Source organism: Litoreibacter ponti (genome assembly GCF_003054285.1).
In the GTDB taxonomy this organism is placed as follows: domain Bacteria; phylum Pseudomonadota; class Alphaproteobacteria; order Rhodobacterales; family Rhodobacteraceae; genus Litoreibacter; species Litoreibacter ponti.
The window spans coordinates 978,086-1,003,987 of record NZ_QBKS01000001.1 but is presented as its reverse complement, the minus strand read 5'-3'; the positions used below and the strand labels follow the sequence as shown (position 1 = coordinate 1,003,987).

Genomic DNA, 25,902 nt, shown 5'->3' with positions numbered 1-25,902 from the left:
ATCGCGGCCGAACCCGGAGTAGATATCTTACAAACTCCCCAGCAAAGGCAGCGGTCGCGGATGGCAAGGCTTTACGACACACGCAAACGCATTCTGGTCACCGGTGGCGCGGGATTTGTGGGCTCGCACCTGTGTGACCGGCTGCTCGCGCAAGGCCACGAGGTGCTGTGCGTCGACAATCTGTTCACCGGTTCGAAGCGCAATCTGGAGCATCTGCACAACCACCCGCGCATGGAGTTCATGCGCCATGACGTGACCTTTCCGCTCTATGTCGAAGTGGACGAGATCTACAATCTGGCCTGCCCCGCCAGCCCGGTGCACTATCAGCACGACCCGGTTCAGACGATCAAGACCTCCGTCATCGGCGCGATCAACACGCTGGGGCTGGCCAAGCGGCTGGGATGCCGGATCCTGCAGGCCTCGACCTCCGAAGTGTATGGCGACCCCAAAGTGCATCCGCAGACCGAGGATTACTGGGGCCATGTGAACCCGATCGGCGCGCGCTCGTGCTACGACGAGGGCAAGCGCGCCGCAGAGACCCTGTTCATGGACTACCACCGCCAGAACGGGGTGGAGGTCAAAATCGCGCGCATTTTCAACACCTACGGCCCGCGCATGCATCACGCAGACGGGCGGGTGGTGTCCAATTTCATCGTGCAGGCCTTGCGCGGCGAGGACATCACCGTGTTCGGCGAGGGCGATCAGACCCGCTCCTTTTGCTATGTCGATGATCTGGTGACGGGGCTGATCGCCTTGATGGAAAGTCCTGACGGCGTGACGGGACCGATCAATCTTGGCAATCCGGTGGAGTTCACCATCAGACAGCTTGCCGAAGAGGTGATCGCCCAAACCGGCAGCGGCTCGAAGATGGTGCAGCGCCCATTGCCGTCGGACGATCCGCAGCAGCGCAAGCCCGATATCTCAATGGCGCGGGCCGAACTGGGGTGGGAGCCGTCGGTGCCCCTGAAGGACGGGCTGACCCATACAATCGACTACTTCACGCAGCATTTGCGCGAGATAGAGCTGATTTAGATCTCCGTCACCCCACCCACGGCGAGCACGGCTCCCGTTGGCGCACCGGTCGGCGATCCGCCCGGCGGCTCGTCCGAGATTGCGAGCACCAGCCCCGCGACATCACCCGCAACTGCGTCGGGCAAACGGGTTCGCGCCTTTTCGCCTGCGGGCAGTACGCACAGCGAGACCGGCGGGGTGTCCCCGGCGATGGCCCAAAGCTCCAATACCCGGTCCGGGGCGGCGGCGCCCGCGGTGCGGGTCAATTGCAGATCACCGGTGCCCGCATCATAGACCGCCAGCAGGCGCAGGCTGCTGTCTTCGCTGGCGATTTCCGAGACGAAGAGCGCGCCGCGCTCTGTCTGCGACGGGGCGACGGGCGCTTGGTGCGTCACAAGCAGGATCGCAAGCACCGCTGCGGCGAAGGTAGCCCCCAGGCTGGTGGCACGCCAAAGCGACAGGCCGTCCCACAGGGAGCCGGGTGTCTGCGCTACGCCAAACAGATCGCTCATCAGCTTGCCCTTGAGCTTGCGCGACGGGCGTTCGGGCGCGATTTCATCTGACAGCGGTGCAAAATGCCCGACGGTCTCTGCCACGAAGGCTTCCAGCCTGCGGTCGTCGAACATACGCACCTCGAACGCGGCTTCTTCCTTGGCGGGCAGAAGCCGCAAGGCATATTCGGCCGCAAGAACGCGGTCGTCATCGGTCAGGGGGGCGGTGGTGCTCATTGGGTCATACACTCTCTGAGACTGATCAGGCTGCGGCGCAGCCAGGTGCGCATCGTATTCAGCGGCACGTCAAACTGCGCCGCAAGATCGGCGTAGCTGAGGCCTTCCAGATAGGCGCCCCGGACGGCAATGCGCTTGTCCCCGTCCAGCTTCGAGAGGCAGCCCGCGATCTGGGAGGCATCACTGGACGCGATGGCCGCCTGTTCCGGCGTGGGGCCGGAGGCGGGTATCGTGTCCATCACATCCGAAATGTCGCCCTCGTCCTTCGTGGCGCGCAGCCGGTCGATGGCGGTGTTTCGTGCGATTGTGATTAACCAGGTCATGGGGCTCATTCCGTTTGAGGCGTATCTATCGGCGTATCGCCAGACCTTCATGAACGTCTCTTGCAGGACATCCTCGGCGCTGGCCTTGTCCTTCAACACACGAAGCGCGGTGCCCAAAAGTTTCGCGGAGGTCGCATCATAGAGGTCGGAAAACGCCGTGCGATCGCCCAGAGCAACCCGCGAAATCATCCGTTCGATGTCTGAAGTGTCAGTCATTTCAAAAGCTTCCGTCTTATTGTTCAACAATATTTCCAACGCGAGGATTTTTTCCGGTGCTCGGGGCTTTTCCCTTGAGGCGAGGTCAAGAGGCGCCGGAATGGCGAGGCTGGATGACGCTCGAGCCCGTTTCGATCAGTTCGTCCCAAAGTGTCTCGCTGCTCCATCGTGAACCTAGCCGGTTTCCGACCGCTCATAGACGTTGCATACGGCCAGTTGCTTAAGAAATTGGAAATATTGAGATTCTTAAATCGATTGAAAACAATTGGTTATCACAAAGTTCGGAAAACTCGCGGGTATCGCTGAAACTCATGGCTCGGCCGCTTCGTGTGTTCGGTCAGGGGCTGGAAAGACCAAACGACACGGAGACCCATGATGACCAAACTGATCCAGAACGTGGCCGAGATGCTTGCACCGGCCCCCGCAGCCCAGATGCCGCCCGTGCAGATTGAGGTGACGCAGCTGACGCGCCGCGAGATGGAAGATCTGTTCGCCCGCGAACTTGGCCGTATTCGCTTACACTGACCCCAGTCCGACCCCATGCAAGATATCGAGAGACCTCCCATGAGCCTTCTTGAAAAAGCCCGCCTGAACCGCCGCATCGCCCTTGAAGGCAAATCGTCCGGGCCCCGCACGCCCCGCGATGTCCGCCCGGTCCTGAAGGTGATTCTTGGCGGGGCGGCGCGCGCGCGGCAGCCTTCCGACTTCGATCCTGATCTCGGGATGCGCCTTGCGGCCTAGCCGAAGACCTCTTCGAAGCTTTGTTCGAGGGCGGCGTCGAGATCGGCCATGGTCACCGGCAGGCCGAGATCGACAAGCGATGTCACCCCGTGATCGGCGATCCCGCAGGGCACGATCCCGCTGAAATGGTCAAGGTCCGGCTCCACGTTGATCGAAAGCCCGTGGTAGCTGATCCATTTGCGCACGCGCACGCCGATGGCGGCGATCTTGTCCTCTGCCACGGTGCCGTCGGCAAGCGGCGGCTTCTCGGGTCGTGTGACCCAGACGCCGACGCGGCCTTCGCGGATTTCGCCGGTCACGTTGAACCTGTCGAGCGTGGCGATCACCCATGCTTCCAGCTGCTGGACGAATTTGCGCACGTCACGCCCGCGGGCGTTCAGGTCGAGCAGGACATAGGCCACGCGCTGCCCGGGCCCGTGGTAGGTGTATTGTCCGCCCCGGCGGGTCTGAAACACGTCAAAGCGGTCGGGGTCGACCAGATCGGCCCGGTTGGCCGAGGTTCCGGCGGTATAGAGCGGCGGGTGCTCGACCAGCCAGACGCATTCCGGCGCATCGCCCGCATGGATCGCAGCCACGCGGGCTTCCATCCAGTCGACGGCCTGCGGGTAGCCCGTCAGCCCCTCTGATCTGATCCATTCCACCATAAAAACTTGCCCTGAGCGCCCAAAATCTGGGCAGTTCTCACGCCTTTTTCCCTAGGTCAACTTGCCACACCCATGCTAGCCTGCGGCTAGATTGAGTATAGCGTATTCGGAGGAAATGCATGTTTTTGAAAAACTTTACAATGGCTTGTGCCGCCGCGGCCCTGATCTCGGTGCCGGCGAGTCGGGCGCAGGCGGACGGGCGTGATTTCGCCGCGGGAATCGTCGCGGGCGTTGTCGGATCGGCCATCGTGCGCAACGCAGGCAAGCAAAAGCGCGTCGTGCGGCAGAAAACCTACACCAAGAAACGCGCCACCGTGCCGTCCTATGTCCGGCAAGAGCGTCGCGATATCCAAAACGCGCTGAACTACTTCGGCTTCCCTGCGGGGACGCCCGACGGTGTGCTGGGCAAGCGGTCCCGCGCCGCGATCTCGAACTACCAGGTCCACATGGGCTACCCGGCCACCGGGCAGCTGACGGACTACGAGAAGAACTTCCTGCTGCAATCCCATAACCGCGCCCTTGCGGGTGGGGCGGCGACCAACCAGGCGATTGCGGCGAGCCCCACCGGGCCGCGCGGCCTGCTGATCACCTATCGCAACGAGGCGGCGGGCATCGTGCCCACGGCCCCGGCGGCGCCGGTGCCGACCACCACCGTGGTCGTGGCCCCGCAGCCGCAGCAATTGCAGCCGCAGGTGCTCAACGGCACGACGACGACCACGACGACCGTCACCGCCGTAGCGGGCGCGGCAGGAGCAGCAGCCGGTGCAGCCACGGCCCCGAGCGGCCTGCCGACCTTCCTCGGCCAGACCACGGCCGTTTCGCTGGCGTCTCATTGCAATCAGGTCTCGTTGCTGACTTCCACCAATGGCGGCTTCGCTACGGCGGACACCATGGTTGATGCGAACTTCGCCCTCAACGAGCAGTTCTGCCTCGCGCGCACTTACGCGGTCGCCGATGGCGAGCAGCTGGCAGCGAAAGTTCAAGGCGTGACCAAGGCCCAGATCGAAAGCCAGTGCGAAGGCCTCGCCCCTGCGCTCAAAGAGCATGTCGCGGCCCTGTCGCTGAAGCCGCACACCGCGGTGATGCAGGACGTCTCTGCCTTTGTGCTGCAAAGTGGCATGTCGCCCGCGCAGCTGACGGGCACGGCCAAGATCTGCCTCTCGGTGGGCTACACCACGGACAACATGGATGTGGCGCTCGGCTCGGCCCTGCTGCTGACCGTTCTTGGCCAGCAGGTCTATGGCGAGCTGATGGGGCATCACCTGTCGCAAGGCTTCGGAGCGTCCAAGCGGGCGGACCTGTCGCTGGCATGGTATGACATGGCGCTGACTGCCGTGGACAACGGCGCTGTGGCGGTTTTTGCCCCGGGTCAGCCCGAGCGCGGCACGCTGCTGCGCAAGGCGTCGATGAGCCTTGGTACGAATGGCGCGGCACTGAACGGTGGTCAGGCCACGGTGCAGCCCGCATCGGCCCTGCCGATCTTCAAGGTCGACCAGTAAGACATCACCGCGCATTGGCGCGGTTCGGGCCGGGGGAGCAGCGCTTCCCCGGCCTTTTTCGTGGGCCGCACTTTTTTGGCTTCACAAGGGCAGGGGGGCAGGCTATCACGCGCTCCACATCCCCCGATGATTTGCGGTCGTGGCGGAATTGGTAGACGCGCAGCGTTGAGGTCGCTGTTCTGTAACAAGAGTGAGGGTTCGAGTCCCTCCGACCGCACCAACCCCCGATATCTGAAGTCAGAACTGCCAGATGTAGCTGGCATTGGCCCCGACGGTTGTCGTGCCCTCGGACGTGTGGGTCGCATCCGCGCCCAGCGACCAGATGCCGGTGTCGCCCAGTATTGTCACCCCCGCGGTCACCCGCGGCGCGGTGAAGCTGGAGACCGTGCCGAACCCGTCATCGCTGCGGATATAGTCCAGCTCAAGCCCTGCCGTCGGAAGATACGTGCGCCCGCCGCGGTCCACCGGGTTGAAGAAGGCCGTCGCCCCGATCGTGGTCACAAAGCTTTCGATATTGCTGGCCGCGTAGCCTGTGCCGCCGCCATCGGTGAAAGCGGGCAGGTCCTCGCGCGAGGAGGCGACGGACAGAAACGGCGAGATTTCGGCCGCCTGCAACGGGAATGACGTGCTGATGGTCAGGTTACCGAAGAGCTTGTCGCCCGAAAAGCTGCCGCCATCGACGTCGTAATCCGGCTCGCCATAGGCGATGAAGCCGTCGAGGGCGATCCGCTCGCTGATCTGCGCCGAGAAGTAGGGACCGATGGAGAACCCGTCCGCTCCGACCCGCTGCCCCGTGGGCAGGGTCACGGTGGAGGTGTTATAGCCGCCGATCAGGCCCACCAGCACGGTGCCGGAGCCCAATATCGCATCTGCGCCGAAGAGCAGGCTCGTCGAGTCCCCCGAATACGTGCCGTTGATCTGCTTGCCATCGAGCGAACCCCAGGCAGAGCTGAGTCCGCCCCAGGTCGGCGCCTCGTTGCCCAGCGTCGCGTCCTGGCGCACGCCCGGTGCGCCCCCAAGCGCGCGGCGACGCTTTGCGATGGCATCGCGGTAGTGCTGGAATAGGGCCGGTGCGGTGCTTTCCCCGGCTTCTGACGGGGGGCTGACCAAAAGATCATTGGTCGATTGCGCCGCGGCTGCGAGCGGAAGGATGGCGAGAAGCGGCGAAAGGGTGAGTGCTGAAATACGCATGGGACCACCTGTCAATGAACAATGTGACTTAGGGTAACCCAGACGCGCGAAAACGCCTAACTGCGGGGCGGTTGATTGGCGCTTTCCTGCCTAGGGCCGGGTCGCACCTATCGTCGCGACAGGGGAAACAGAGCTTTTCCCGCAAGGGCGGATTTGCCTCATTCCTGCCTTATTTCATCGCCCTTGCCGCCCGATTGTGGCGGTAGGGATTTGTTCATTATTACCCCAGATAGTTGATTGGTCCTCTGCCATGTCTTCTCGCACCGTCCACATCTCGCCCCAAACCACGCTCCAGACCCGGCGCCATCTCAGGCCGGTGCCGTGCTTCGCGATGGGGACGCATATTCTGACGCCGATGGGTGACCGGCTGGTCCAGGACCTGCGCCCCGGTGATCTGGTGGAGACGCTCGATCATGGCGCGCAGCCAGTGCGGGGCACGAGCATGCGCAAGATCGAGGCCGATGGGCCGGACGCCCCGATCCGCTTCCGCGCGGGCACGTTGAACAACGAGCATGACCTGTGCGTCACTCCGGGCCACCGCATCCGCTTTGCGGGCTGGCAAGCCGATTTGTTGTTCGGCGAGTGGGAGGTGCTGGTGGAGGCCCGTGACTTCGTCAATGGCACCGACGTGACCCGCGAGGTGGTCGGCCCGGCGCGCTACCTGGCGCTGAGTTTCGACGCCCACCACATCATCTTCGCCGAACGGGTCCCGGTCGAGAGTGCGCAGCTGCGCGCGCCCACCGGCAAGCTCGCCTTTCCGCCCCTGCGCGAGCACGAGGCGCAGGTGCTGCTGCGCAGCTACCCCACTAAGGCAAAAGAGCCAGCCAGGCCCACAGGGTAAGCACCGAGCCCGCGGTCGAGATCAGCACCGCCGAGGCCGCGACGCGTTTTGCGACCCCGTACATATTGGCAAACACGTAGGCGTTGACGCCGGGCGCCATCGCGGAGATCAGCACGACCGAGCGGAAGGCTTCGGTGCTGAGCGCCGTGGCGCTGGCCATGCCCCAGGTCAGAACCGGCTGAACCACCAGCATCAGCACGCAGATCATCACCACGGGGCCGGTATCGCCTTCGATCTTGTAGCGCGCCAGCACGCCGCCCAGCCCGAAGATTGCGGCGGGCAGGGCCGCGCGGATCATCAGGTCGACCGCGTCGGTCAGCACGCCGGGCAGGGTGATCCCGCTCAGATTCACCGCAAAGCCCAGCAGGATGCCGATGATCAGCGCGTTGTGGGTGATCGCGCGCCAGACGTTGCGGGCCGTGGCCCACAGCCCGCCGCCCTGATTGCGCACGACCTCCATCACGGTGATCCCGATGCCGTAGCAGATCGGCGCGTTGACGGCGATGATGGCGTAGTTGGGCTGCAGCGCCTCCGGCCCATAGGCCCGCTCGGTGATCGGCAGGCCCAGCAGCACCGCGTTGGAGAACAGGCAGCAAAAGCCGATGGCGACGCAATCTTCCCACGGTCGGGCGAACAGCACACGCGCGCCGATTGTGCCAAGCCCGAACCCCGCCAGCGCGGGGCCGTAGTAGCTGGCGATCAGGCGCGGCTCGAAATAGGCGTCAAGCTCCAGATCGGCGATGCCGCGAAACAGCAGGCAGGGGATGGCGAAGCTTTGGGTGAATTTCATCAGCGCATCGGCGCCCTCGTCGGAGAACAGCCCCTGCTTGACCGCGACAAACCCGAAGCCAATGACCAGAAAGACCGGCAGGATGACCTCGAGCAGGGCGCCCATGATCTACGCGTCGACCTCGATCACCATCCCGTCATAGGCGGGGGTGATGTGGTCGGCGGTCTCGGCCTCCAGGGTCGCGTAGTCCAGATCGATATGCATGTTGGTGATCACCGCGCGCTTGGGCGCGAGCTTCTCGATCCAGCCCAAGGTGCGGTCGAGATGGGAATGGCTGGGGTGGGGTGCGCGGCGCAGGGCGTCCACGATGAACGTATCGAGCCCCTGCAGCGCGGCCCAGGTTTCGTCATAGAACTCGGCCACGTCGGGCAGATAGGCGGTGTTGCCGATCCGGAAGCCAAGCGCATCGATCGAGCCGTGATTGGCCTTGAACGGGGCCAGCGGGATGGTGCCGCCGGGGCCGTTGACCTCGACCAATCCCTTGATCGACTTCAGGGTCAGGATCGGCGGGTAGGGCGAGCCTTCGGGCTGCACGAACGCGTAGCCGAAGCGCGAGATCAGGTCGTTGGAAGTGTCCCCATCGGCCCAGACCCGCAGCCGCTCGCGCATGTTGAAGACTATCATGCGAAGATCATCGAGCCCGTGCACGTGGTCTGCATGGCTGTGGGTGTAGACGACGCCGTCCAACCGGCCGACCTCTGCGTCGAGCAGCTGCTGGCGCAGGTCGGGGGAGGTGTCGATAAGGACCGTCGTGGTGCCGTCCGGCCCGATCTGCTCGACCAGAAGCGAGCAGCGGCGACGCCGATTGCGCGGATTGTTCGGGTCGCAATCGCCCCAATGCCCGCCCAGGCGCGGCACGCCGCCCGACGAGCCGCAGCCGAGTATTGTGAAGCGGCGCTTCATGCCGCTTTCCAGAACAGCCGCGCGAAGTTGGCCTGCGTCTGGGCCGCGAAATCTGCGTAATCCATCCCAAACGCCTCTGCCGCGATGCGGGCGGTGTGGGCGGTATAGGCGGGCTCGTTGCGCTTGCCGCGATGGGGCGGGGGCGCGAGGTAGGGGGCGTCGGTCTCGACCAGGATGCGATCGCGCGGAGCGGCGGCGAAGATGTCGCGCAGATCCTGGCTTTTCGGGAAGGCGGCGATGCCGGACATGGACAGGTAGAACCCCAGATCGAGCGCCGCCTGCGCCAGCTCGGCCGAGGACGAGAAGCAATGCATGACGCACGTGTACGCGTCCTTGGCGTACTCTTCGGCCAGGATGCGGGCCATGTCGTAGTCGGCGGCGCGGGCATGGATGATGAGCGGCAGTTTGGTCTGGCGCGCGGCTTCGATATGGATGCGCAGGCTTTCCTGCTGCCGGTCCTTGCTCTCGACCGTGTAATAGTAGTCCAGCCCGGTCTCGCCGATGCCCACCATCTTGGGGTGCTGCGCAAGCGCGACCAGCTCGTCCACGGTCGCCATCGGCTCGTCCGCGGCGCTCATCGGGTGGGTGCCTGCGGCGTAGAAGACCGATGGGTGGGCCTCCGCGATGGCGCGCACCTGCGGCTCGAGCCGCAGCTTGGTGCAGATCGTGACCATCTTCGTCACGCCCGCGGCATGGGCGCGCGCGATGGTGTCGGGCAGCTCGTCCGCGAAATCCGGAAAGTCCAGATGGCAGTGGCTGTCGGTGATTTCGGGCGTGCTCATCTCTGCCTCGTCAGGCGGCAGTCTTGGCCGCCGTCTCGTTGATGGTAAGGACCATATCTAGGACCAGCGCGGCAGGGTCAAGATTGACCGCGCGCCCATGCTGCGCGCGCGCGGACAGATCGGCAGAGATCGTAGCCCAGCGGCGCGCGGCGTCCGCGTTGGGCGACAGGCGGGCGAGGGTCGCAAGTTCGCCTCTCGCGGCCTCGCTCAGCGGCAGACCCAGCCCCGCGCGCGCCAGGCGCGCCAGCAGCACGTCCACAAGTCGCAGCATCAGCTCGAACCGCGCCTCCTGACCGCGCGCGGCCGCCTTTTCGCCAAGCGCGATGGCGGCGGGGCGGTCGAGATCGGGCATGGTGCCGATCAAGGCGACCAGCTCGCCATAGACGTCGAGCCCGCCCAGATGGATCATGCGCAATGCCTCGCCCACGGATCCACCGGACAGTTCGGTCAGCGCCGAACTTTGCGCGGCATCGTCGGTACCCGCGGCACTCAGCGCCTGCGCCATATCCTGCGCGCCAAGCTGGGTGCAGCGCAGCTCGCGGCAGCGCGAGCGGATCGTCGGTAGAAGCCGAGAGGGCTGGTGGCTGATCAGAAACAGCAGCGCATCGGCCGGCGGCTCTTCGAGCACCTTCAGCAGCGCGTTGGCGGCAGAGACGTTCATCTCGTCGGCGGCGTCGACGATGACGATGCGCCGCCCGCCCTCGGTCGCGGAGAGCGAGAAGAAGCCCTTGAGCTTGCGCACCTCGTCAACGGTGATCTGCTGCTTGAACTTCTTCTTGTCCTCATCGTAGGGCCGCCGCAGCACGAACAGGCCCGGCTCCGACCCTGCGGCCATGCGGGCGGTGATCGGATGATCCGGTGCGATGTCGAGCGTCGTGGGCGGCGGCGGCGCGCCGAACATGTCATCGTCGCGGGCAGGGGGATTGGCCAGCAGGAAGCGCGCGAGCCGCCAGGCCAGCGTGGCCTTTCCCACCCCGCGCGGACCGGTGATCATCCACGCGTGGTGCAGCCGGTCGCCTGTGAAGGCGTCCAGAAACGCAGCCTCGGCGGCTCCTTGGCCGCGCAGCTCGCGGGTTTCGCGCGGGTGGGGTGCGCCGTCGATCTGGTCGGACTGCGGCAGCGCCTCGTCTGCGGGCACGACGCTCATCGCGCGGCCATGAACTGATCCACGACGCGCGCGATGTCCGCGCCCACCTCGGTCGCGCCGCGGGTGCCGTCGATGACACGTGCGCGGTCGGGGAAGTCCTCGGCCAGCCGCAGAAAGCCCGCGCGCAGCTTGCGCTGGAAGTCGATGCCGAACTCTTCGAACCGGTCTTCGCCGGAGCCGCGGGCAAGGCCGCGGGCCAGCGCCGCGTCCGGGTCCATGTCGATGATCAGGGTCAGGTCGGGCTCGCGCCCGATCATGCGGGCGTGCAAGTCATCCACAATGCCGCGCAACGCGCCGCGGGTGGCGCCCTGATAGACGCGGGTGCTGTCGGCAAAGCGGTCCGAGATCACGATCTCGTCGTTCTCCAGCGCGGGCTGAATGGTGCGTTCCAGATGATCTCGGCGGGCAGCCGTGAACAGCAGGATCTCGGTCTCGGCGGACCAGCGCCCCGGCTCGCCCTCGACCAGAAGGCGGCGGATGTCTTCGGCTCCGGGCGAGCCGCCGGGCTCGCGCGTCAGGCGCACGGTGTGGCCCTTGGCCTCCAACCGACCTGCCAGCAGACGCGACTGGGTTGACTTGCCAGAGCCGTCGATGCCTTCGAACGTAATGAAAATTCCGCTCAAAACAGTAAGGTCGCCTGGCCGGTCAGCTCGCGCAGCAGGGTTAGGGCGGCAGTGCGCACGCGGACCATAAAGCCGCCCGCGCTGACGCTTTCCGTGGCGACCAGATCATGGGTCGCATCCCCGATGCCTGGGACCGACACGATCAGTTCAGCCAGTTTGTCGCCCGCCTGAATAGGGGCCTCCAGCGGGCCGCGATAGGTGATCTTGGCCGACACGCCGTCCTTGCCCAGCACGGGGATCAGCACTTTGACGTCCTCGGTGGTCGCCAGCCCCACCTTGGCGACGGAGCCCATCCAGACCTCGGCTTCGGTCATGATCACGCCTTCTTCTGCGACCTGATGCTCGGCGAATTGGCGAAACGCCCAATTGGCGATGCGCTCGCTCTCCGACGCGCGCCCGTCTTGTGTATCAAGGCCGGAGAGCACGAAGACGATGCGGCGGGTGCCCTGCTTGGCGGAGCCGACAAGACCGTAGCCTGCTTCCTGCGTATGGCCGGTTTTCAGACCATCCGCGCCGATGTTGAGCTTCAGCAGCGGATTGCGGTTCAGCCGGTTGGCGGGTGCGCGGCCGTCATAGTCGAACGCGGTTTCGGCAAAGTAGCCGTAGTATTGCGGAAAGACTGTGATCAGCCGCTTGGCGAGGATCGCAAGATCACGGGTGGACATGCGCTGCCCATCGGCGGGCCAGCCATTGGCGTTGGCGAAGGTGGAGTTGGTCATGCCCAGCTCTTGGGCGCGCTCCGTCATCATCTGGGCGAAGCCGCGCTCGGTGCCGTCCGGGGAGATCGCCTCGCCGAGCACGGTGGAGGCGTCATTACCCGACAGAACGATCACACCGCGGATCAGCTCTTCAACCGTCGGGCGGTCCCGGGTGGTCAGAAACATCGTCGAGCCGCCATAGGATTGCGCCTGCTCGGACACCCGCAGGCTTTGATCGAGCGACAGGCGCCCGTCCTCGAGCGCCTCGAACACCATGTTGAGCGTCATCAGCTTCGACATGGACGCAGGCGGCAGCCGCATGTCGGCGTTTTTCTCCATCAGCGTCAGATCCGTCGACAGGTCCAGAACAATGGCCGATTTGGCCGATGTTTCAAAGGCCTGCGCGGCGAAGCTGATGTTGAATGCGGTGAGGAGGGCGGTGATGAGCGTGGCAGCGCGAAGGCCCATGGTGTCTCCTTTGGTGTGGTCTCTAGTTGGTCACGAAGTAGGCGTCGTTGAAGCCAAGCGCCTTGACCTTCTTGAGCAGTGTAGCACGTTCCGCGCTCGAGGTGGCAGGGCCCACGATGACGCGGTGGAAGGTCTTGCCCTGGCTTGAGCCCTTCTTGACGGTCGGCAGGATGCCGGAGCCGCGCAGGGAGGTGGCGGTGTTGTCTGCGTTCGCCTTGACCGAGAAAATGCCGATCTGGATGAACGGCTTGGCCAGGCTGCTGGTCTTGCGCGTGGGCGCAGGCGCGGGCGTCGCTGCGGCTGCGGCGGTCGTTACGGTCTCGCGCGGCAGGGGTGCTTCAGTCGTGCCGGGCGCAAGCGCCTCGGATTTGGCGATGGCGGCCTCTGCCTTGGCGATGGGGTCGAGCGATTGCGCTTCGATTGCATCGGGGGCTGGCAGGGCTTCACTCCCCTCGGGGTCCGATATCGGGGCCGAAGCGGCGGGTTGTGCGACCGGCACGGTTTCCGTGCGCAAGGCCACGACGCTCATCCGGGTGGGCTGGCCCGCGATCAGGCCCAGCGACTCCGCGGCGTCCGAGGACAGCTGCAGCTTCGGGCCTGGGTTGTCGCGTTCGCGGCGGAACAGCGCGCCGATAACGGTCTTGTTGTTGGACAGGTTGCGGATCACGACTCGCTCGGGGTCCTTGACGCCCGGATAGGCGACCCAGACGCCGCCCAGGCTCGGGCGTCCATCCCACAGGCCGTCCTCGTTGGCCTGGAACACGTCCGGCGCCTCGACCTCGCGCTCGATCAGATTGGCGCTGCCCAAGCCGCCTTCCGCCGGGGCGCTCGCCGCGCTGTCGGTGTCTTTTTTCTTCAGAAAGTCAAAGCCCTGGCCGTCCTCGCACGCTGCCAGCAGCGCCGTTGCGCCCAGCAGAATAACCGCCCGGCCGACCCGCGTCCTGATCAAGTGAATGCCCATTTCTATGCCCTCTGCCCGCCGCATCCTTGGGATGCTGTTATCGGCCCCCTGTTTTTGAGGTACCGTGTTTTTCGGCACATTAGTCAATAAAGCCGATTTTGCAAAGAGTCCGCGTGGGGCGTCGGCAAAAATGTGCGTGATTGCTTTGCGGTCATTGCGCTTTCAGAATCGAGCGGCGCCCGCTAAACGACACCGCGTCGGAGGAGTGGCAGAGTGGTTTAATGCACCGGTCTTGAAAACCGACGTAGGTGAAAGTCTACCGTGGGTTCGAATCCCACCTCCTCCGCCATCACGACCCGCGACGATTGCCTTCCAAAAACGCGCGGGCGCGCGCGGTCCAGCCTTGCGGCAATCCATGCCCGCCATCATGCACATCAAGCCGCACGGGCGCGCCGTTGCAGGACGCGTCCCAAAGGCGTGTGCGAAAAGTCGTGTCCATCTCGATGGCGTCCGGGTTGGTCCGGCATCCGTTCGCTGCCCGCGCGCGTTCCAAGATGTGCCACACGCTGCCCTGATGCCAGTCGCGGATGGCGCGGCCCTCGAACGGGACCTGCCCATCGGCGAAGCCGTGTATCTGCATCACCGGCAGCCCTTCGAGCCCTGCGCAGTCCGTCGGGTTCGGGCGACGCAGCGCGCCCGCGACGCTGACCATACCCGCCAGCCGCGCCCCTTCTTCGCAGGCCAAAAGCCACGCCATCGAGCCACCCGCCGAGAAACCGCCCGCGTAAACGCGTGAGAGATCGAGCGTCGCCCGGGTGCCAGCCGCCTCCAACGCCGCGAAGGTGAAGGCGACGTCATCGCGCGGCGCACCCGCGCGGGCAGGGTAGGAGCGCGGACCGTCAGCGCGGCGATATCCGTTCGGGGCCAGCACAGCGAAGCCATTGCGCAGGAAATCCCGCTCCAGCCCGCCGCCCCGATGGATCGACGCGCCATTGCCGCGGTGGCCGTGATACCAGATCAGCACCGGATGCGGGCCGGGACCGTCGGGCAGGCGCAGGTGGTAAGACCCGCCGTCGATCTCGCAAGGCGCTTCGGGGCCGCAATCCTGCGCCGCTGCGGGCAGGGCAAGAGAGATGGCGAGAGTTTTGAACAAAGAGCGGAGCATGGACGGGACCTGAAATTAAGGGGCGGTTGTGCGGCACCGTCGCGCCTCGCGGTGCGTGGGTCCAGTCACGATTTCGTCTTGCCCGCGAGGGGTCAACCGCCGGGCGGCGCTAAAGAGGCGCGCAGGCGCAGCTCTGTCGCTAGCTCCACCGAGGCGGGGATGCGCTTGTCTTCCACCATCTCCACCAGCACGCGCGCGGCCGCACGCCCCATGTCGCGGTGGGGCACATGCACGGTGGTCAGCGCGGGCGACGCGATCGTGGCGATCTCCAGATCATCGAACCCGGTGATCGAGACGTCGCACGGGACCTCGAGGCCGAGCTTTGCGGCGATCCCCATCGCGCCCACGGCCTGCACGTCATTGCCGCAGATCACCGCCGTTGGCCGGGGCGTGCGCGCCATCAAATCCTCAAACGCGGCGGCTCCGGTCTCGATCCCGTAATGCGTTTCCATGATCGGCACGGCGTCGGGGTCCATCCCCGCCGCGACCACCGCATCGCGCAGCCCCGCGACCCGTGCGGTGGCGCGGTCATTGCCGGCGCAAATGCCCGAGATCATCGCAAGCCGCCTGTGGCCTTGCGCGATCACTTCCGCCGTCACGGCGCGCATCGCCGCGCGGTTGTCGAACCCGACAGAGGGCAGGCGCGCGGTGGCGTCGAAAGACCACGCGACCAGCGTCGGGATGTTCTGCCGGGCTAGGAAGTCATAGACCGACGGGTCGCGCTCGTGCCCGATCAGCAAAAGCCCGTCCGCGCCGCGCGAGACCAGCGCGCGGATCTGCTCTTCCTCGATCTCGGGCGTGTAGGCGGAGCTTGCCACCAGCAGCGTGTAGCCGCTTTCGTGCAGGGCCTCTTGGAACGCCTGCAACCCGCGCGCGAAGATGGCGTTATCCATCGTCGGGATGATTGCGCCCATTGTGAAGCTGCGCTTGGCTGCCATGACGCGGGCGGCGAAATTCGGGGTGTAGCCCAGTGACTTGACCGCCTCCATCACCCGCTCGCGGGTTGCCTTCACCACCCGGTCGGGCGTGTTCAGGCACCGCGAGACGGTCGCGGTGGACACACCTGCCTTCTTGGCGACGTCATCAAGGGTCGGGGCGGCCATTCTTTCAGGTTTTCCGATGCGAAAATTCAATCTGGCTAAAGCCATAGCAGTAAATTCGCACGAATGCAGGCGAAAAATGTAAGCGCTTGCATTTATCATCAAACGCGCGGATATCTAGCACAAACGAATCTGGCGCAGCTTTGCATTCGATCACGTAGACCTTTGATAAAGGACCCCGCCCATGACCCGTGAATATCTCAAGAAAGCGACGCTGACGGCGAAGTCCGACGCCTCCGAGGTGCATGAGACCGTGCAAAACATCCTCGCCGATATCGAAACCGGCGGCGATGCAAAGGCGATGGAATACGCGGCCAAGTTCGACCGCTACGAGGGCAACGTGCTGCTGACGCGCGAAGAAATCGAAGCCGCCGCCGACCTGGTACCCGAGAAGCTGAAGGCCGATATCCGCTTCGCCCATGACAATGTGCGCCGCTTTGCCGAGCTGCAAAAGGGCACCATCGGCGATGTCGAGATGGAGATCAGCCCGGGCTTCGTCGCGGGCCAGAAGGTGATCCCGGTGGATGCGGCGGGCTGTTACGTGCCGGGCGGGCGTTACTCGCATATCGCATCGGCCATTATGACGGTGACCACGGCCAAGGTCGCGGGCTGCGGCCACATCACCGCCTGCTCGCCGCCGCGCCCCGGGGTGGGCGTCGCGCATGCGATCATCTATGCGGCGGATATCTGCGGCGCGGACAAGATCATGGCGATGGGCGGCGTTCAGGGCGTGGCCTCTATGACCTACGGCCTTTTTGGCCTGCCCAAGGCCAACATCCTGGTGGGGCCGGGCAACCAGTTCGTGGCCGAAGCCAAGCGCATCCTCTTTGGCCGCGTCGGCATCGACATGATCGCGGGCCCGACCGACAGCTTGATCCTGGCCGACAGCTCTGCTGACGCACATGTCGTCGCGACCGACCTCGTGTCGCAAGCGGAGCATGGCTACAACTCGCCTGTGTGGCTGGTCACCAATGACCGCACCTTGGCCGAGAAGGTGATGGAGCTGGTCCCGGGCATGATCGACGATCTGCCCGATGTGAACCGTGAAAACGCCTTCGCCGCGTGGCGCGACTATGCCGAGGTGATCGTCTGCGCCGACCGCGAAGACATGGCGAAATGCTCCGACGAATACGCGCCGGAGCACCTGACGGTGCAGGCCGAAGATCTCGATTGGTGGCTCGAGACGCTGACCTGCTACGGCTCGCTGTTCCTTGGTGAAGAGACGACCGTGTCCTATGGCGACAAGGCCACCGGCACGAACCACGTGCTGCCGACCTCTGGTGCGGCGAGCTACACGGGTGGCCTCAGCGTGCACAAATACATGAAGATCGTGACGTGGCAGCGCGCCACCCGCGAAGGCTCGCGCGACGTGGCGCAGGCCACCGCACGCATCTCGCGCCTCGAAGGGATGGAGGGCCACGCCCGCGCCGCCGATGTGCGTCTGGCCAAATATTTCCCTGGCGAAAACTTCGACCTGTCCGCCGATGGCTGACGCCATCCCCGATCCAAGGGCGCTGTTCGACCTGAGCGGTCGCGTCGCCTGTATCACCGGGGCAAGCTCCGGTTTGGGGCGCCGCGCCGCTGTGGCCTTGGCCGCCGCCGGTGCGCGTGTCGTGGGCGTGGCCCGCCGGGCGGAGGCGTTGGCGAGCCTGACCGATGAGATCGGGGAGACTGCCGCCGCCGTGCCTGCTGATGTGGCGGATCGGGACGGAATGCCGGAGCTGGTCAAAGCTGTCTCCGCCCCCTTCGGCGCGCCGGATATCGTGATCCACGCCGCAGGGGTGAACACCCGCCAGCCTGCCGACGACGTGACGCCCGACGGATGGGACCAGACGATCGCGCTCAACCTCGCCGCACCCTTCTTTCTCAGCCAGGCCATGGTGCCGGCGATGAAGCAGAAAGGCTGGGGGCGCATCGTCAATTTCGCGTCGCTGCAGACGACACGGGCCTTCCCGGGCGGTATCGCCTACGGGGCGAGCAAGGCGGGCATCGGGCAGCTGACCCGCGCCATGGCGGAAGCCTGGTCGCGCGACGGCATCACCGCCAACGCGATCGGACCGGGCTTCTTTCCGACCGAGCTGACCGCGGCGGTGTTTGACGATCCGGACCGCGCCGCGCGCAATGCCGCGCAGACTTGCGCCGGGCGCAATGGCCGGATGGAGGATATCGACGGACCACTTCTGTTCCTGTGCTCGGACGCCTCGGCCTATGTGACGGGGCAGGTTTTGATGGTCGACGGGGGGTTCACCGCGAAATGAAGGCGCTTGTGTATGACGGGATCGAAACGCTGGGCTTCCGCGACGTGGCGGATACGGCCCCGCGCGACGGCGAGCATCTGATCCGGGTGGAGGCGTCGGGCATCTGCGGCTCCGACATGCATGCGTATCTGGGCCATGACGCCCGCCGGCCCGCGCCGCTGATCCTGGGTCACGAGGCGGCTGGCACGATCATCGGGGGGGCGCGCGACGGCATGCGGGTCACAATCAACCCGCTGGTCACTTGCGACACCTGTGCGGCCTGCACATCCGGGCGCGAGAACCTGTGCGCAGAGCGCCAGATCATCTCCATGCCGCCCCGCGAAGGGGCGTTTGCGCAGTTCGTGGCGATGCCCGAGCGCAACCTCGTCGAAGTCCCCGCCGATGTGCCCTTTGGCAAAGCCGCGCTGGCCGAACCGCTCGCCGTCAGCTGGCACGCCGCGCGACTGGCGCTCGATGCGCTCCACCCGGCCATGGAGCGCCGTGCGCTCGTTCTTGGCGGTGGGTCGATTGGCCTTGCCGCGGCACTGGCATTGCAGGCGATGGGCGTCGAGGACGTCACCATTGCCGAGCCCAATGATGCGCGCTGCGCTTTCCTGGAGAGCCGCTGCGACCAGACCGCCCTAGCGACCGCAACGGGCCAGTTCCCGCTCGTCATCGACGCTGTGGGCTATGCCGCGACCCGCAAGACGGCGTCAGAGCTGGCGCAGCCCGGCGGCGTGATTGCCCATGTGGGTCTGGGCGAGGATGCAGGCGGGCTCGATATCCGCCGCATGACGCTGCAAGAGATCACGTTCATCGGCACCTACACCTATACAGCGCAGGATTTCCGCGACACGGCGCAGGCCATTTTCGATGGCCGCCTCGGTCCGCTCGACTGGACCGAAACGCGGCCCTTGTCCGACGGCGCCGCCGCCTTCAAGGACCTGCGCGAAGGCCGCGTCGCCGCCCCAAAGATCGTACTCACCCCATGGGCGTGAGACCTGTCACCATCCGCTTGCGCGCCCTCGCGCAGGCGGCCAAATACCACGCGTCGCCAAAGGGCGCTCCAACCAGAAAGGCTTCACATCCATGAATATCGACAAGAAGATCGCTGATGATCTTGTCGCCAATGATGTCTCCTTCGTCACCACCGTGCCCTGCAAGCAGCTGGCCGGTGTGATCGACGAGATCGAGAACCGCGACGATATCTTCCACATCCCGTCAAACAAGGAAGACGAGGGCATGGGGCTGTGCGCGGGTGCCTTCATGGGCGGCAAGCGTCCGGCCATCATCATGCAGAACACCGCCATCGGGGTGACGATCAACACGCTAGCGACGCTGACGCAGTATTACCGCATGCCGCTGCCGATGATCATCTCCTATCGTGGCGAGCTGCGCGAGCCGGTGGCCTGCCAGGTCGAAATGGCGGTGCACACCAAGGCGCTGCTGGCCCAGCTCAACATCCCGACCTACCACTTCCACTGGCAGAAGGATGTCGAGGAGTTCGACAACATCCTCAAATACACCTTCATGTGCAACAAGCCGGTCGCGATCCTGACCGACGCCAACTTCTGGGGAGGCTATGGCGACCAATGATCCGTTCTGAAATCCTGAAAGAAATCGCCCCGATCCTGCGCGACCAGCTGGTCGTCTGCAACATCGGCATCCCCAGCCAAGAGCTGCACGCCATAGACGACCAGCCCACCAATTTCTACATGTTGGGCACGATGGGGCTGGCCTCCAGCATCGGTCTGGGCCTCGCCCTGGCGCAGCCCAAGACGGTGATCGCCATTGATGGGGATGGTTCGGTCCTGACGAACCTCGGCACGTTGCCCACCATCGGGAACAACGCGCCGTCGAATTACATCCTGATGATCATCGACAACGGCTCCTACGGCTCGACCGGGGACCAGCCGACTTACACTGGCAAGAAGACCGATCTGGCTGGCATGGCCCGCGCTGCGGGCTGCGACAATGTCGTGGTGGTCCAGGACGTGGACACCGGCAAGGCCCTGCAAGAGGCCATTGACGGCGGCAAGGCCACCGTCATGGTCGTCAAATGCGACAGTGGCAACGCCAAGATGCCCGTGATCACCATGGATCCGGTGGTGATCAAGCACCGCTTCATGGAAGCGGTCAAAGCCTAAGCACATGGGGGCCGCCGCGCATATCCATTCCGTGGAGGATGCGCGGCGACTCGCCAAGCGGCGGTTGCCCTGGATGGTCTTTGACTACATCGACGGGGCCGCGGGCGGCGAGGGAGGTGCCGTCCGCAACCGCGCCGCGATGGATGCCGTGACGCTCACGCCGCGCATTCTGCGCGATGTCAGCGACCGGTCGCTATCGACCAAGATTTTCGGCACAGACGCCGCGCGGCCCTTCGGGATCGCGCCCATGGGCATGTGCAACCTGTCCGGCCCCGGCGCGGACCTGATGCTCGCGCGCCTCGCCGCGCAGTACAAGGTGCCCCACGGGGTCTCGACCGTGGCCTCGACGCCGATGGAGAAGATCATCGAGGTGGCCGAGGGCCACGCTTGGTTTCAGCTCTACTTCTCCGGCGACGGGGCAGGGACGTTCAAGCTGGTCGAGCGCGCTCGCGCTGCGGGCTACCAGACCCTAGTGCTGACCGTTGATGTGCCTGAGGTGGGCCGCCGCCCGCGCGAGCTGCGCCACGGCTTCAAGATGCCCTTCAAAATTGGCCCGTGGCAGTTCCTCGACTTCGCTTTGCACCCGCGCTGGTCGCTCGGATCGCTCGCGGCGGGCAAGCCGCAGATGGCGAATTTCGAGATGGACGGCTACGCGTTCGACCGGACCGAGAGCCGCGCGCGGGCGACGTGGGAGACGCTGGCGCGCCTGCGCGAGATGTGGCCGGGCAATCTCGTGGTCAAGGGCGTGCTCGATGTTGACGACGCGCGGCGGCTGAAATCCGAGGGGGTGGATGCGATCCAGGTCTCCAGCCACGGCGCGCGCCAACTCGAAAGCGCGCCCGCGCCGATCATCGCGCTGAAGACCATTCGCGAGGCCCTCGGGCCAGAATTTCCGTTGTTCTATGACAGCGGCCTGCGGTCCGGCGAAGATGTTCTGAAAGCGATCACCCAGGGGGCCGATTTTGCGTTCTTCGGCAGGGCCTTACAGTTCGCGATTGCGGCGGGTGGCGAGCCCGGCCTGCACAAGCTTTGGGATGTTTTGAGCGACGAGCTGAGCATCGCGATGGCACAGACCGGAATGACGCGGCTGGCGCGGGAGGCCAACGGCTGAAGCCCGCGCTTTACGCTTTCTGAGCGACCCGCGCGCCCGCGAGCACGTGCCGCAGCGCCTTGGAAATTGCACTGCGATCAAAGGGTTTCGCGATGAAGTTTGCGCCCAGCTCCTCGCCGCTGCTCGAGGCCAGCTGGTTTTCAGAGAACCCCGACATGAACAGGATATTTGCGCTGGGCTGGCGTGTCTTGAGCGCGCGGGCAAAGTCTACACCGCTCTTGCCGCCGGGCAGCAGGATGTCGACGAGATACAGATCGGCCTGCGGGTTGCGATGGGTCCACTCAAGCGCCTCGGCGGCGGTGTCGGATGTCGTGACGCTGTAGCCCAGCGAGCGCACCAGCTTGGAGACGGTCTCCTGCACGTGCTGGTTGTCTTCGAGGATGTGAATATGCTCATCCTGCCCAAGCGCGATCTCCGGCGGGGTCGGATTGGCGCGCGGTGTGGCGGCCACCTCTGCGCGGGGCAGGTAGATGGACACCGTTGTGCCGCGCCCCGGGACGCTGGTGATCCGGGTGTCTCCGCGGGACTGACGCGAGAAGCCCTGCACCATCGACAGGCCCAGCCCGCTGCCCTGGCCCACGCCCTTGGTGGTGTAGAACGGCTCGAACGCCTTTTGTACCTGCTCGGGGCTCATGCCCTTACCGGTGTCCGAGAAGGCGAGGACCACGTAATCGTGGCGCTCCAGCTCCAGCTCTGTTGCGCGGGCGATCTCCTGCGCTTCGGCGTTGCGGCAGGCGATGGTCAGGGTGCCGCCGCCCGGCATCGCGTCCCGCGCGTTCAGGGCAAGGTTGAGGATCGCGGTTTCCAGCTGCGTCGGGTCCGCGTGCACTGGCCACAGGTCAGGGGCGGCCTCGAAATCGACGGTCACCGTCTCGCTGATCGTGCGCAGGAAGGTCTTCTTCATCTCTGGCACCAGCTGGTGCAGATCGACGGCCTTGGGGATCAGCGTTTGCTGGCGGGCGAAGGCCAGCAGGTGCTTGGTCAGATCTGCCCCGCGTCGCACGGCGCTCACGATCTCGGCGGTCAACTCGTCATCGGAGCCCTGAAACTCCTTAAGCAGCTCGGCGTTTCCTTGAATAACGGTTAGCAAGTTATTGAAATCATGGGCGATACCGCCGGTGAGCTGGCCGATGGCCTCCATGCGTTGCGAGACCAGCAACGTGGCCTCCAGCGCCTTGCGCTCGGTGATGTCGGTCAGAAGGCCAACGGAGCGGATGGCCTTGCCGTGCTCGTCGGTGACGCATTTGCCCTGACAGTGATACCAACGGGCCTCGCCGGACTTGGTTACGAAGCGCATCTCGTGGGTCAGCGGCCTGGTGGGATGGGCCAGATGGTCGACGATCTTGGCCTCATAGGCCGCGACATCCTCTTCATGCAGGACGCTCGCGATCCGGTTGGCGCGCAAATGTTCGGTGAATTCTCCGCGCTCATACCCCAGCGCCTCGGTAAAGTTGGGCGACAGGAACAGGCGGTCCTCGACCACGTCCCAATCCCAGATTGCAGCGGTCTGGACGGCCAGCTCGAACCGCTCCTGCGAGATGCGCAGCTTGTCGGAGCTTTCGGCGACCGCGTGCTTGAGCCTTTCCTTCTCGCTCTCCTGCAAGGCGCGCAGGCGGACCCGTTCGGAGACATCCTCTTCCGTCAGGACGGTGACCGCATCGCCATTGACCGGGTCGCGTCCCATTCGGGCGGACAGCGCATGGGTGCGCAGACCGGCGGCGGTGCGCATCTCGGCCTCCCAATGGGCCAGCTCGTTGGAGCTTCCACAATTGAGCACCTTCTCGGCCAATGCAGGATCCCTGAACCGCGCCTGCAGCTGGGTCAGCCCGTCGTCGGATGACCCCGGCGCGCCGTAGCAGGCAAGCGCCGCCGGGTTCTGGGTCAGGACCTGCCCCTCCATCGAGAAGGTCGTCATCATCAGCGACGTGGCCCGTGCGGCCTCCAGCAGCCGCCACGTGTCGTCATTCGCATCGCGGCCCAAGAGCTGGACCAGTTCGATCAGGATGCCTTTGTAGGTGCCTTCGATCTCCACGGGCTGGAAGGACAAAATCACCGTCTGCGGCTCGCCTGAAGGGTAGAGCGTCCAGGTGTCATTGATCTGTCCATCGTCGGAGGCCAGCTCGACGATCTGGCGCAAGCGCTCGCGCACCGTCGCGCTGTCGGAGGAGAAGTCGCGCAGGCGCAACTCGTCCACGGACCCCGCCTTCCAAAACGCCAATCCTTGCGAATTGGCCCACCAGATCCCGTGCCGGTCCACATCGAAGATCCAGACCGGTGTCGAGAGCTTTTGCAACTGGCGCAGGTCCTGCGGACCCGCGAAGTTCAATCTTGCCAAACCACGTCTCTTTCCATTCTGCCTGGCCCGGGGTCCGGGCCGCGGGCTCGGGTTTGCACCGTGGTATCATCCAAAGGAGCAAAACGCCCATCATAAAATTCGGCGTGGTCGCGCACCCAGACCGTGCCATCGGGATCATCATAGATGACAACGGCGCTGCGGTCAGCCTCGAGCACGCCGTGGTGGATCACCCGGTAGAGCCCGCCCTTCTTGTGCCGATGGGTGGCTTGCCACGCCTGATCAGAGGTGATGGCGTGGGGGGCGGGCCCCCACACGCGGCTCAAAAGGGCCCGCAGACCGCTCATGCCGACAGCACCGATCCGGTGACCGCGTTGGGGCGGTAGGTCGTGCAGCCCTTGCAGCCGGTGGCATAGGCTTCGCGGTAGATATCCGCGAAGTCGTCGAACGCGATATCCTCGGGGCAGTTGACCGTCTTGGAAATCCCGCTGTCGATCCAGGTCTGCGCCGCCGCCTGAATGCGCAGATGATCGGCAGGGGCCAGTTGGGACACCGTGACGAACGCCTCCGTCAGGGGCGCGTCCCTGCCATGGATGCGGTGGTAGAGTGCGACGGCGTAATCCTCTATCACCTGACTGGAGATCGAGCCGTCGGCTTCGGTGATCTTGCGCGTGTAGGAGGTCGAGAAGATCGGCTCGATCCCAGAGGAGACATTGCCGCCCAGCATCGACGTGGTGCCGGTCGGCGCCACCGTCGTCAGGGTCGCATTGCGCAGACCGTGGGCCTTGATCGCCGCGCGCACGTCGGGGTCAAGCTGGCGGATGCAGTCCTGCGCCATGTGCATCTTGGCGTCATAAGCCGCGAAGGCACCGCGCGTCCGGGCCAGCTCGGCGGAGGCCAGATAAGCCGCGTTCGACAAGCTGCGCATCCATGTATCGACCAGCGCCACCGACGCATCGCTGCCATAGGGCACGCCCAGCATGATCAGCGCATCGGCCAGCCCGGTGACGCCAAGGCCGATGCGGCGCTTGGTCTGCGCCTCGATCCGCTGTTCCTCGACCGCGTAGCGCGACACGTCGAGCGTGTCGTCGAGCAGGTGAACGGCGACGCTTGTGAGCCGCTTCAGCTCTTCGAGGTCCATCCTTGCGGCAGGGGTGAACGGGTCGCGCACCAGTTTCGCCAGATTGATCGAGCTGAGCGGGCAGGTGCCATTGGGCGGCAGCGGCTGCTCGGCGCAGGAATTGGTGGCGCTGATCGTCTCGAGGTAGTTCAGCGGGTTCTTGGCATTGATGCGGTCGACGAAAAGGACCCCGGGCTCTGCGGCATCAAAGTTCTGGCGCATGATGGTCTGCCACAGTGCGCGCGCTTTGAGGCTGCGCACCGGCGCCCCGTCCCAGACCAGCTGCCAGTCGGCGTCCGCCTCGACCGCTGCCATGAAGGCGTCAGAGATCAGCACCGACAGGTTGAAGTTGCGCATCCGGGTGGGGTCGGACTTGGCGGTGATGAAATCTTCGATATCGGGGTGATCGACCCGCATCGTTGCCATCATCGCGCCGCGCCCCATGCCGGTGACCAGCATACGGCAGATTGCATCGCAGATATCCATCGCGGCCAGAGGTCCGGCGGCGGGGCAGTCGAGCCCTTTGACCAGCGTGCCCTTGGGTCGCAGCGTGGAGAAATCGAAGCCAAGCCCACCGCCCATCTTCATGGTCAGGGCGGCCTCCTTGAAGACATCCATCATGCCGTCGACGCTGTCGGGCAGGGACTTCATCACGAAGGTGTTGGACAGCGTCACGTCCCGCGCGGTGCCCGCACCCGACAGGATGCGCCCGGCGGGAAGCAATTTGAACTCATCCATCGCGTTGTAGAACAGCTTCTCGACGCCGGGGCGGTCTTGCGGGCGCTCCGCCTTGGCCAGCGCGCGCGCGACACGCAGCCAGGTGTCATGGACCGAATAGTCGACATCTCTGGCGGCGGTCTTGTACTGATATTTGGCTTGCCAGATCTGCTCGGCGATGGGCTGCTGGAAAACGGTGGATGATGGGGTGAATTCAGACGGATAGTACATTTTGGTTCCTCAAGATGACGTTTTGGATTCCCCAATGGCAATTGGAAGACAGCGCAAGCTCTCGAAATGTGCGCGGGGATACATTCAGATCAGGGTTCCGCCGTTAAGAATTGGTTAACGAATATGGCAGAGTGGCCAACCGAGCCGATTTGCGGGAAAAAACGGCCGAAAACGGTCGAAATTCGCTCGTTTGAGGTGGCGGACCGCGATGGGCGGGCGCGTTTGTGTTTGGCCGCCGACTCGCTTTTGGGCGGTCACCGCAGCCGCCGGGGTTT

27 protein-coding genes and 2 tRNA genes are annotated in these 25,902 nt (G+C 65.0%); 13 read left to right on the top strand and 16 right to left on the bottom strand.

The annotated features are described in order from the left end of the window. The first annotated feature begins 60 nt into the window (after positions 1-60). Positions 61-1,032 carry a UDP-glucuronic acid decarboxylase family protein gene (locus C8N43_RS05030; RefSeq protein WP_107844557.1) on the top strand — a complete coding sequence of 324 codons (972 nt, stop codon included), beginning with the start codon at positions 61-63 and terminating at the stop codon, positions 1,030-1,032. Here C8N43_RS05030 and C8N43_RS05025 read toward each other — a convergent pair. Both C8N43_RS05025 and C8N43_RS05020 read right to left on the bottom strand, forming a co-directional pair. Beyond that, positions 1,029-1,739, bottom strand: coding sequence for an anti-sigma factor (locus C8N43_RS05025; RefSeq protein WP_107844556.1), 711 nt, complete (start codon positions 1,737-1,739; stop codon positions 1,029-1,031). The two genes, C8N43_RS05030 and C8N43_RS05025, sit on opposite strands and share 4 nt — an antisense overlap. Further along, positions 1,736-2,278 (bottom strand): sigma-70 family RNA polymerase sigma factor, encoded by a 543-nt coding sequence (locus C8N43_RS05020; protein ID WP_107846243.1) that lies wholly within the window; start codon positions 2,276-2,278, stop codon positions 1,736-1,738. The genes C8N43_RS05025 and C8N43_RS05020 overlap by 4 nt, the downstream gene beginning before the upstream one ends. 375 nt (positions 2,279-2,653) lie before the next feature. Between C8N43_RS05020 and C8N43_RS19555 the strand changes: the two genes are divergently transcribed. Together C8N43_RS19555 and C8N43_RS19550 are read left to right on the top strand one after the other, a co-directional pair. Beyond that, positions 2,654-2,803, top strand: coding sequence for a hypothetical protein (locus tag C8N43_RS19555; protein ID WP_158269913.1), 150 nt, complete (start codon positions 2,654-2,656; stop codon positions 2,801-2,803). A 39-nt stretch (positions 2,804-2,842) separates the two neighbouring features. After that, positions 2,843-3,019 carry a hypothetical protein gene (locus tag C8N43_RS19550; protein ID WP_158269912.1) on the top strand — a complete coding sequence of 59 codons (177 nt, stop codon included), beginning with the start codon at positions 2,843-2,845 and terminating at the stop codon, positions 3,017-3,019. Here the strand turns inward: C8N43_RS19550 and lipB are convergent. After that, positions 3,016-3,663, bottom strand: a complete 648-nt coding sequence (lipB, locus tag C8N43_RS05015; RefSeq protein WP_107844555.1) for a lipoyl(octanoyl) transferase LipB — start codon at positions 3,661-3,663, stop codon at positions 3,016-3,018. The genes C8N43_RS19550 and lipB overlap by 4 nt on opposite strands. Positions 3,664-3,782: 119 nt before the next feature. Here lipB and C8N43_RS05010 point away from each other — a divergent pair, with 119 nt between their 5' ends. Both C8N43_RS05010 and C8N43_RS05005 read left to right on the top strand, forming a co-directional pair. Further along, positions 3,783-5,162 carry a peptidoglycan-binding domain-containing protein gene (locus C8N43_RS05010; RefSeq protein ID WP_107844554.1) on the top strand — a complete coding sequence of 460 codons (1,380 nt, stop codon included), beginning with the start codon at positions 3,783-3,785 and terminating at the stop codon, positions 5,160-5,162. A gap of 133 nt (positions 5,163-5,295) precedes the next feature. Continuing rightward, positions 5,296-5,382 (top strand) — tRNA-Leu (locus C8N43_RS05005). Positions 5,383-5,399: 17 nt separating this feature from the next. Here C8N43_RS05005 and C8N43_RS05000 read toward each other — a convergent pair. Continuing rightward, the gene (locus C8N43_RS05000; protein ID WP_107844553.1) at positions 5,400-6,353 is read right to left on the bottom strand and encodes an autotransporter outer membrane beta-barrel domain-containing protein; all 954 of its coding nucleotides are present in this window, start codon (positions 6,351-6,353) and stop codon (positions 5,400-5,402) included. Between the two features lie 250 nt (positions 6,354-6,603). On the opposite strand from C8N43_RS05000, the gene C8N43_RS04995 reads away from it, so the two are divergent. Further along, entirely contained in the window at positions 6,604-7,194 is a 591-nt protein-coding gene (locus C8N43_RS04995) for a Hint domain-containing protein (RefSeq protein ID WP_107844552.1), read from the top strand. Here the strand turns inward: C8N43_RS04995 and C8N43_RS04990 are convergent. Genes C8N43_RS04990 through C8N43_RS04960 form a run of 7 tightly spaced genes read right to left on the bottom strand, consistent with a single transcriptional unit; the run spans position 7,160 to position 13,566 of the window. Beyond that, entirely contained in the window at positions 7,160-8,089 is a 930-nt protein-coding gene (locus C8N43_RS04990) for an AEC family transporter (RefSeq protein WP_107844551.1), read from the bottom strand. The two genes, C8N43_RS04995 and C8N43_RS04990, sit on opposite strands and share 35 nt — an antisense overlap. Before the next feature lie 3 nt (positions 8,090-8,092). Then, positions 8,093-8,887 carry an MBL fold metallo-hydrolase gene (locus tag C8N43_RS04985; RefSeq protein WP_107844550.1) on the bottom strand — a complete coding sequence of 265 codons (795 nt, stop codon included), beginning with the start codon at positions 8,885-8,887 and terminating at the stop codon, positions 8,093-8,095. Next, on the bottom strand, positions 8,884-9,669 hold the full coding sequence (locus tag C8N43_RS04980) for a TatD family hydrolase (protein WP_107844549.1): 786 nt from the start codon (positions 9,667-9,669) through the stop codon (positions 8,884-8,886). The genes C8N43_RS04985 and C8N43_RS04980 overlap by 4 nt, the downstream gene beginning before the upstream one ends. A gap of 10 nt (positions 9,670-9,679) precedes the next feature. Continuing rightward, positions 9,680-10,816 carry a DNA polymerase III subunit delta' gene (locus tag C8N43_RS04975; protein WP_107844548.1) on the bottom strand — a complete coding sequence of 379 codons (1,137 nt, stop codon included), beginning with the start codon at positions 10,814-10,816 and terminating at the stop codon, positions 9,680-9,682. Next, a complete protein-coding gene (gene tmk / locus C8N43_RS04970) occupies positions 10,813-11,439 on the bottom strand; it encodes a dTMP kinase (protein WP_245912904.1) in 627 nt (208 codons plus the stop codon). The genes C8N43_RS04975 and tmk overlap by 4 nt, the downstream gene beginning before the upstream one ends. Beyond that, positions 11,436-12,605: a D-alanyl-D-alanine carboxypeptidase family protein gene (locus tag C8N43_RS04965; protein WP_107844547.1), complete on the bottom strand. Its 1,170-nt coding sequence runs from the start codon at positions 12,603-12,605 to the stop codon at positions 11,436-11,438. Before C8N43_RS04965 ends, tmk begins: the two co-directional genes overlap by 4 nt. A gap of 22 nt (positions 12,606-12,627) precedes the next feature. Next, on the bottom strand, positions 12,628-13,566 hold the full coding sequence (locus C8N43_RS04960) for an SPOR domain-containing protein (RefSeq protein ID WP_107844546.1): 939 nt from the start codon (positions 13,564-13,566) through the stop codon (positions 12,628-12,630). A gap of 199 nt (positions 13,567-13,765) precedes the next feature. Between C8N43_RS04960 and C8N43_RS04955 the strand changes: the two genes are divergently transcribed. Further along, positions 13,766-13,855, top strand: a tRNA-Ser gene (locus C8N43_RS04955). Here the strand turns inward: C8N43_RS04955 and C8N43_RS04950 are convergent. Both C8N43_RS04950 and C8N43_RS04945 read right to left on the bottom strand, forming a co-directional pair. Beyond that, positions 13,856-14,671, bottom strand: coding sequence for a CE1 family esterase (locus C8N43_RS04950; protein ID WP_107844545.1), 816 nt, complete (start codon positions 14,669-14,671; stop codon positions 13,856-13,858). Between the two features lie 92 nt (positions 14,672-14,763). Further along, positions 14,764-15,774: a LacI family DNA-binding transcriptional regulator gene (locus C8N43_RS04945; protein WP_107844544.1), complete on the bottom strand. Its 1,011-nt coding sequence runs from the start codon at positions 15,772-15,774 to the stop codon at positions 14,764-14,766. 181 nt (positions 15,775-15,955) lie between these two features. Between C8N43_RS04945 and hisD the strand changes: the two genes are divergently transcribed. The 6 genes from hisD (at position 15,956) to C8N43_RS04915 (ending at position 21,266) form a co-directional block, all read left to right on the top strand. Beyond that, positions 15,956-17,263 (top strand): histidinol dehydrogenase, encoded by a 1,308-nt coding sequence (hisD, locus tag C8N43_RS04940; RefSeq protein WP_107844543.1) that lies wholly within the window; start codon positions 15,956-15,958, stop codon positions 17,261-17,263. A gap of 4 nt (positions 17,264-17,267) precedes the next feature. Beyond that, entirely contained in the window at positions 17,268-18,029 is a 762-nt protein-coding gene (locus C8N43_RS04935) for an SDR family NAD(P)-dependent oxidoreductase (protein ID WP_107846241.1), read from the top strand. Beyond that, the gene (locus tag C8N43_RS04930) at positions 18,026-19,006 is read left to right on the top strand and encodes a zinc-dependent alcohol dehydrogenase (RefSeq protein WP_107844542.1); all 981 of its coding nucleotides are present in this window, start codon (positions 18,026-18,028) and stop codon (positions 19,004-19,006) included. Before C8N43_RS04935 ends, C8N43_RS04930 begins: the two co-directional genes overlap by 4 nt. Positions 19,007-19,097: 91 nt before the next feature. Continuing rightward, complete coding sequence (gene comD / locus C8N43_RS04925; protein ID WP_107844541.1) at positions 19,098-19,604, top strand: sulfopyruvate decarboxylase subunit alpha; 507 nt, start codon at positions 19,098-19,100, stop codon at positions 19,602-19,604. Beyond that, positions 19,601-20,155 (top strand): sulfopyruvate decarboxylase subunit beta, encoded by a 555-nt coding sequence (gene comE, locus C8N43_RS04920; protein WP_107844540.1) that lies wholly within the window; start codon positions 19,601-19,603, stop codon positions 20,153-20,155. Before comD ends, comE begins: the two co-directional genes overlap by 4 nt. A 4-nt stretch (positions 20,156-20,159) precedes the next feature. Continuing rightward, positions 20,160-21,266: an alpha-hydroxy acid oxidase gene (locus C8N43_RS04915; RefSeq protein ID WP_107844539.1), complete on the top strand. Its 1,107-nt coding sequence runs from the start codon at positions 20,160-20,162 to the stop codon at positions 21,264-21,266. A gap of 10 nt (positions 21,267-21,276) precedes the next feature. On the opposite strand, the gene C8N43_RS04910 is transcribed toward C8N43_RS04915, so the two are convergent. From C8N43_RS04910 to C8N43_RS04900, 3 genes are read right to left on the bottom strand one after another with little or no spacing between them, the layout of a single operon-like run. After that, the gene (locus C8N43_RS04910; RefSeq protein ID WP_146174159.1) at positions 21,277-23,601 is read right to left on the bottom strand and encodes a hybrid sensor histidine kinase/response regulator; all 2,325 of its coding nucleotides are present in this window, start codon (positions 23,599-23,601) and stop codon (positions 21,277-21,279) included. Continuing rightward, positions 23,589-23,906, bottom strand: coding sequence for a DUF1653 domain-containing protein (locus C8N43_RS04905; RefSeq protein WP_107844537.1), 318 nt, complete (start codon positions 23,904-23,906; stop codon positions 23,589-23,591). The genes C8N43_RS04910 and C8N43_RS04905 overlap by 13 nt, the downstream gene beginning before the upstream one ends. Beyond that, on the bottom strand, positions 23,903-25,627 hold the full coding sequence (locus C8N43_RS04900) for an adenosylcobalamin-dependent ribonucleoside-diphosphate reductase (protein ID WP_107844536.1): 1,725 nt from the start codon (positions 25,625-25,627) through the stop codon (positions 23,903-23,905). The genes C8N43_RS04905 and C8N43_RS04900 overlap by 4 nt, the downstream gene beginning before the upstream one ends. Between the last annotated feature and the right edge of the window lie 275 nt (positions 25,628-25,902).

What these genes read in the sequence shown, in the direction of transcription:
- C8N43_RS04915 (WP_107844539.1), top strand. Translation starts at nt 20,160, where the DNA reads ATGGGGGCCGCCGCGCATATCCATTCCGTGGAGGATGCGCGGCGACTC.
- C8N43_RS05030 (WP_107844557.1), top strand. Translation starts at nt 61, where the DNA reads ATGGCAAGGCTTTACGACACACGCAAACGCATTCTGGTCACCGGTGGC.
- C8N43_RS04905 (WP_107844537.1), bottom strand. Translation starts at nt 23,906, where the DNA reads ATGAGCGGTCTGCGGGCCCTTTTGAGCCGCGTGTGGGGGCCCGCCCCC.
- C8N43_RS04960 (WP_107844546.1), bottom strand. Translation starts at nt 13,566, where the DNA reads ATGGGCATTCACTTGATCAGGACGCGGGTCGGCCGGGCGGTTATTCTG.
- C8N43_RS05025 (WP_107844556.1), bottom strand. Translation starts at nt 1,739, where the DNA reads ATGAGCACCACCGCCCCCCTGACCGATGACGACCGCGTTCTTGCGGCC.
- comE (WP_107844540.1), top strand. Translation starts at nt 19,601, where the DNA reads ATGATCCGTTCTGAAATCCTGAAAGAAATCGCCCCGATCCTGCGCGAC.
- comD (WP_107844541.1), top strand. Translation starts at nt 19,098, where the DNA reads ATGAATATCGACAAGAAGATCGCTGATGATCTTGTCGCCAATGATGTC.
- C8N43_RS04985 (WP_107844550.1), bottom strand. Translation starts at nt 8,887, where the DNA reads ATGAAGCGCCGCTTCACAATACTCGGCTGCGGCTCGTCGGGCGGCGTG.
- C8N43_RS04950 (WP_107844545.1), bottom strand. Translation starts at nt 14,671, where the DNA reads ATGCTCCGCTCTTTGTTCAAAACTCTCGCCATCTCTCTTGCCCTGCCC.
- C8N43_RS05020 (WP_107846243.1), bottom strand. Translation starts at nt 2,278, where the DNA reads ATGACTGACACTTCAGACATCGAACGGATGATTTCGCGGGTTGCTCTG.
- C8N43_RS04990 (WP_107844551.1), bottom strand. Translation starts at nt 8,089, where the DNA reads ATGGGCGCCCTGCTCGAGGTCATCCTGCCGGTCTTTCTGGTCATTGGC.
- C8N43_RS04975 (WP_107844548.1), bottom strand. Translation starts at nt 10,816, where the DNA reads ATGAGCGTCGTGCCCGCAGACGAGGCGCTGCCGCAGTCCGACCAGATC.
- C8N43_RS19555 (WP_158269913.1), top strand. Translation starts at nt 2,654, where the DNA reads ATGACCAAACTGATCCAGAACGTGGCCGAGATGCTTGCACCGGCCCCC.
- C8N43_RS04995 (WP_107844552.1), top strand. Translation starts at nt 6,604, where the DNA reads ATGTCTTCTCGCACCGTCCACATCTCGCCCCAAACCACGCTCCAGACC.
- C8N43_RS04980 (WP_107844549.1), bottom strand. Translation starts at nt 9,669, where the DNA reads ATGAGCACGCCCGAAATCACCGACAGCCACTGCCATCTGGACTTTCCG.
- lipB (WP_107844555.1), bottom strand. Translation starts at nt 3,663, where the DNA reads ATGGTGGAATGGATCAGATCAGAGGGGCTGACGGGCTACCCGCAGGCC.
- C8N43_RS04965 (WP_107844547.1), bottom strand. Translation starts at nt 12,605, where the DNA reads ATGGGCCTTCGCGCTGCCACGCTCATCACCGCCCTCCTCACCGCATTC.
- hisD (WP_107844543.1), top strand. Translation starts at nt 15,956, where the DNA reads ATGACCCGTGAATATCTCAAGAAAGCGACGCTGACGGCGAAGTCCGAC.
- C8N43_RS05010 (WP_107844554.1), top strand. Translation starts at nt 3,783, where the DNA reads ATGTTTTTGAAAAACTTTACAATGGCTTGTGCCGCCGCGGCCCTGATC.
- C8N43_RS19550 (WP_158269912.1), top strand. Translation starts at nt 2,843, where the DNA reads ATGAGCCTTCTTGAAAAAGCCCGCCTGAACCGCCGCATCGCCCTTGAA.
- C8N43_RS04900 (WP_107844536.1), bottom strand. Translation starts at nt 25,627, where the DNA reads ATGTACTATCCGTCTGAATTCACCCCATCATCCACCGTTTTCCAGCAG.
- C8N43_RS04930 (WP_107844542.1), top strand. Translation starts at nt 18,026, where the DNA reads ATGAAGGCGCTTGTGTATGACGGGATCGAAACGCTGGGCTTCCGCGAC.
- C8N43_RS05000 (WP_107844553.1), bottom strand. Translation starts at nt 6,353, where the DNA reads ATGCGTATTTCAGCACTCACCCTTTCGCCGCTTCTCGCCATCCTTCCG.
- C8N43_RS04945 (WP_107844544.1), bottom strand. Translation starts at nt 15,774, where the DNA reads ATGGCCGCCCCGACCCTTGATGACGTCGCCAAGAAGGCAGGTGTGTCC.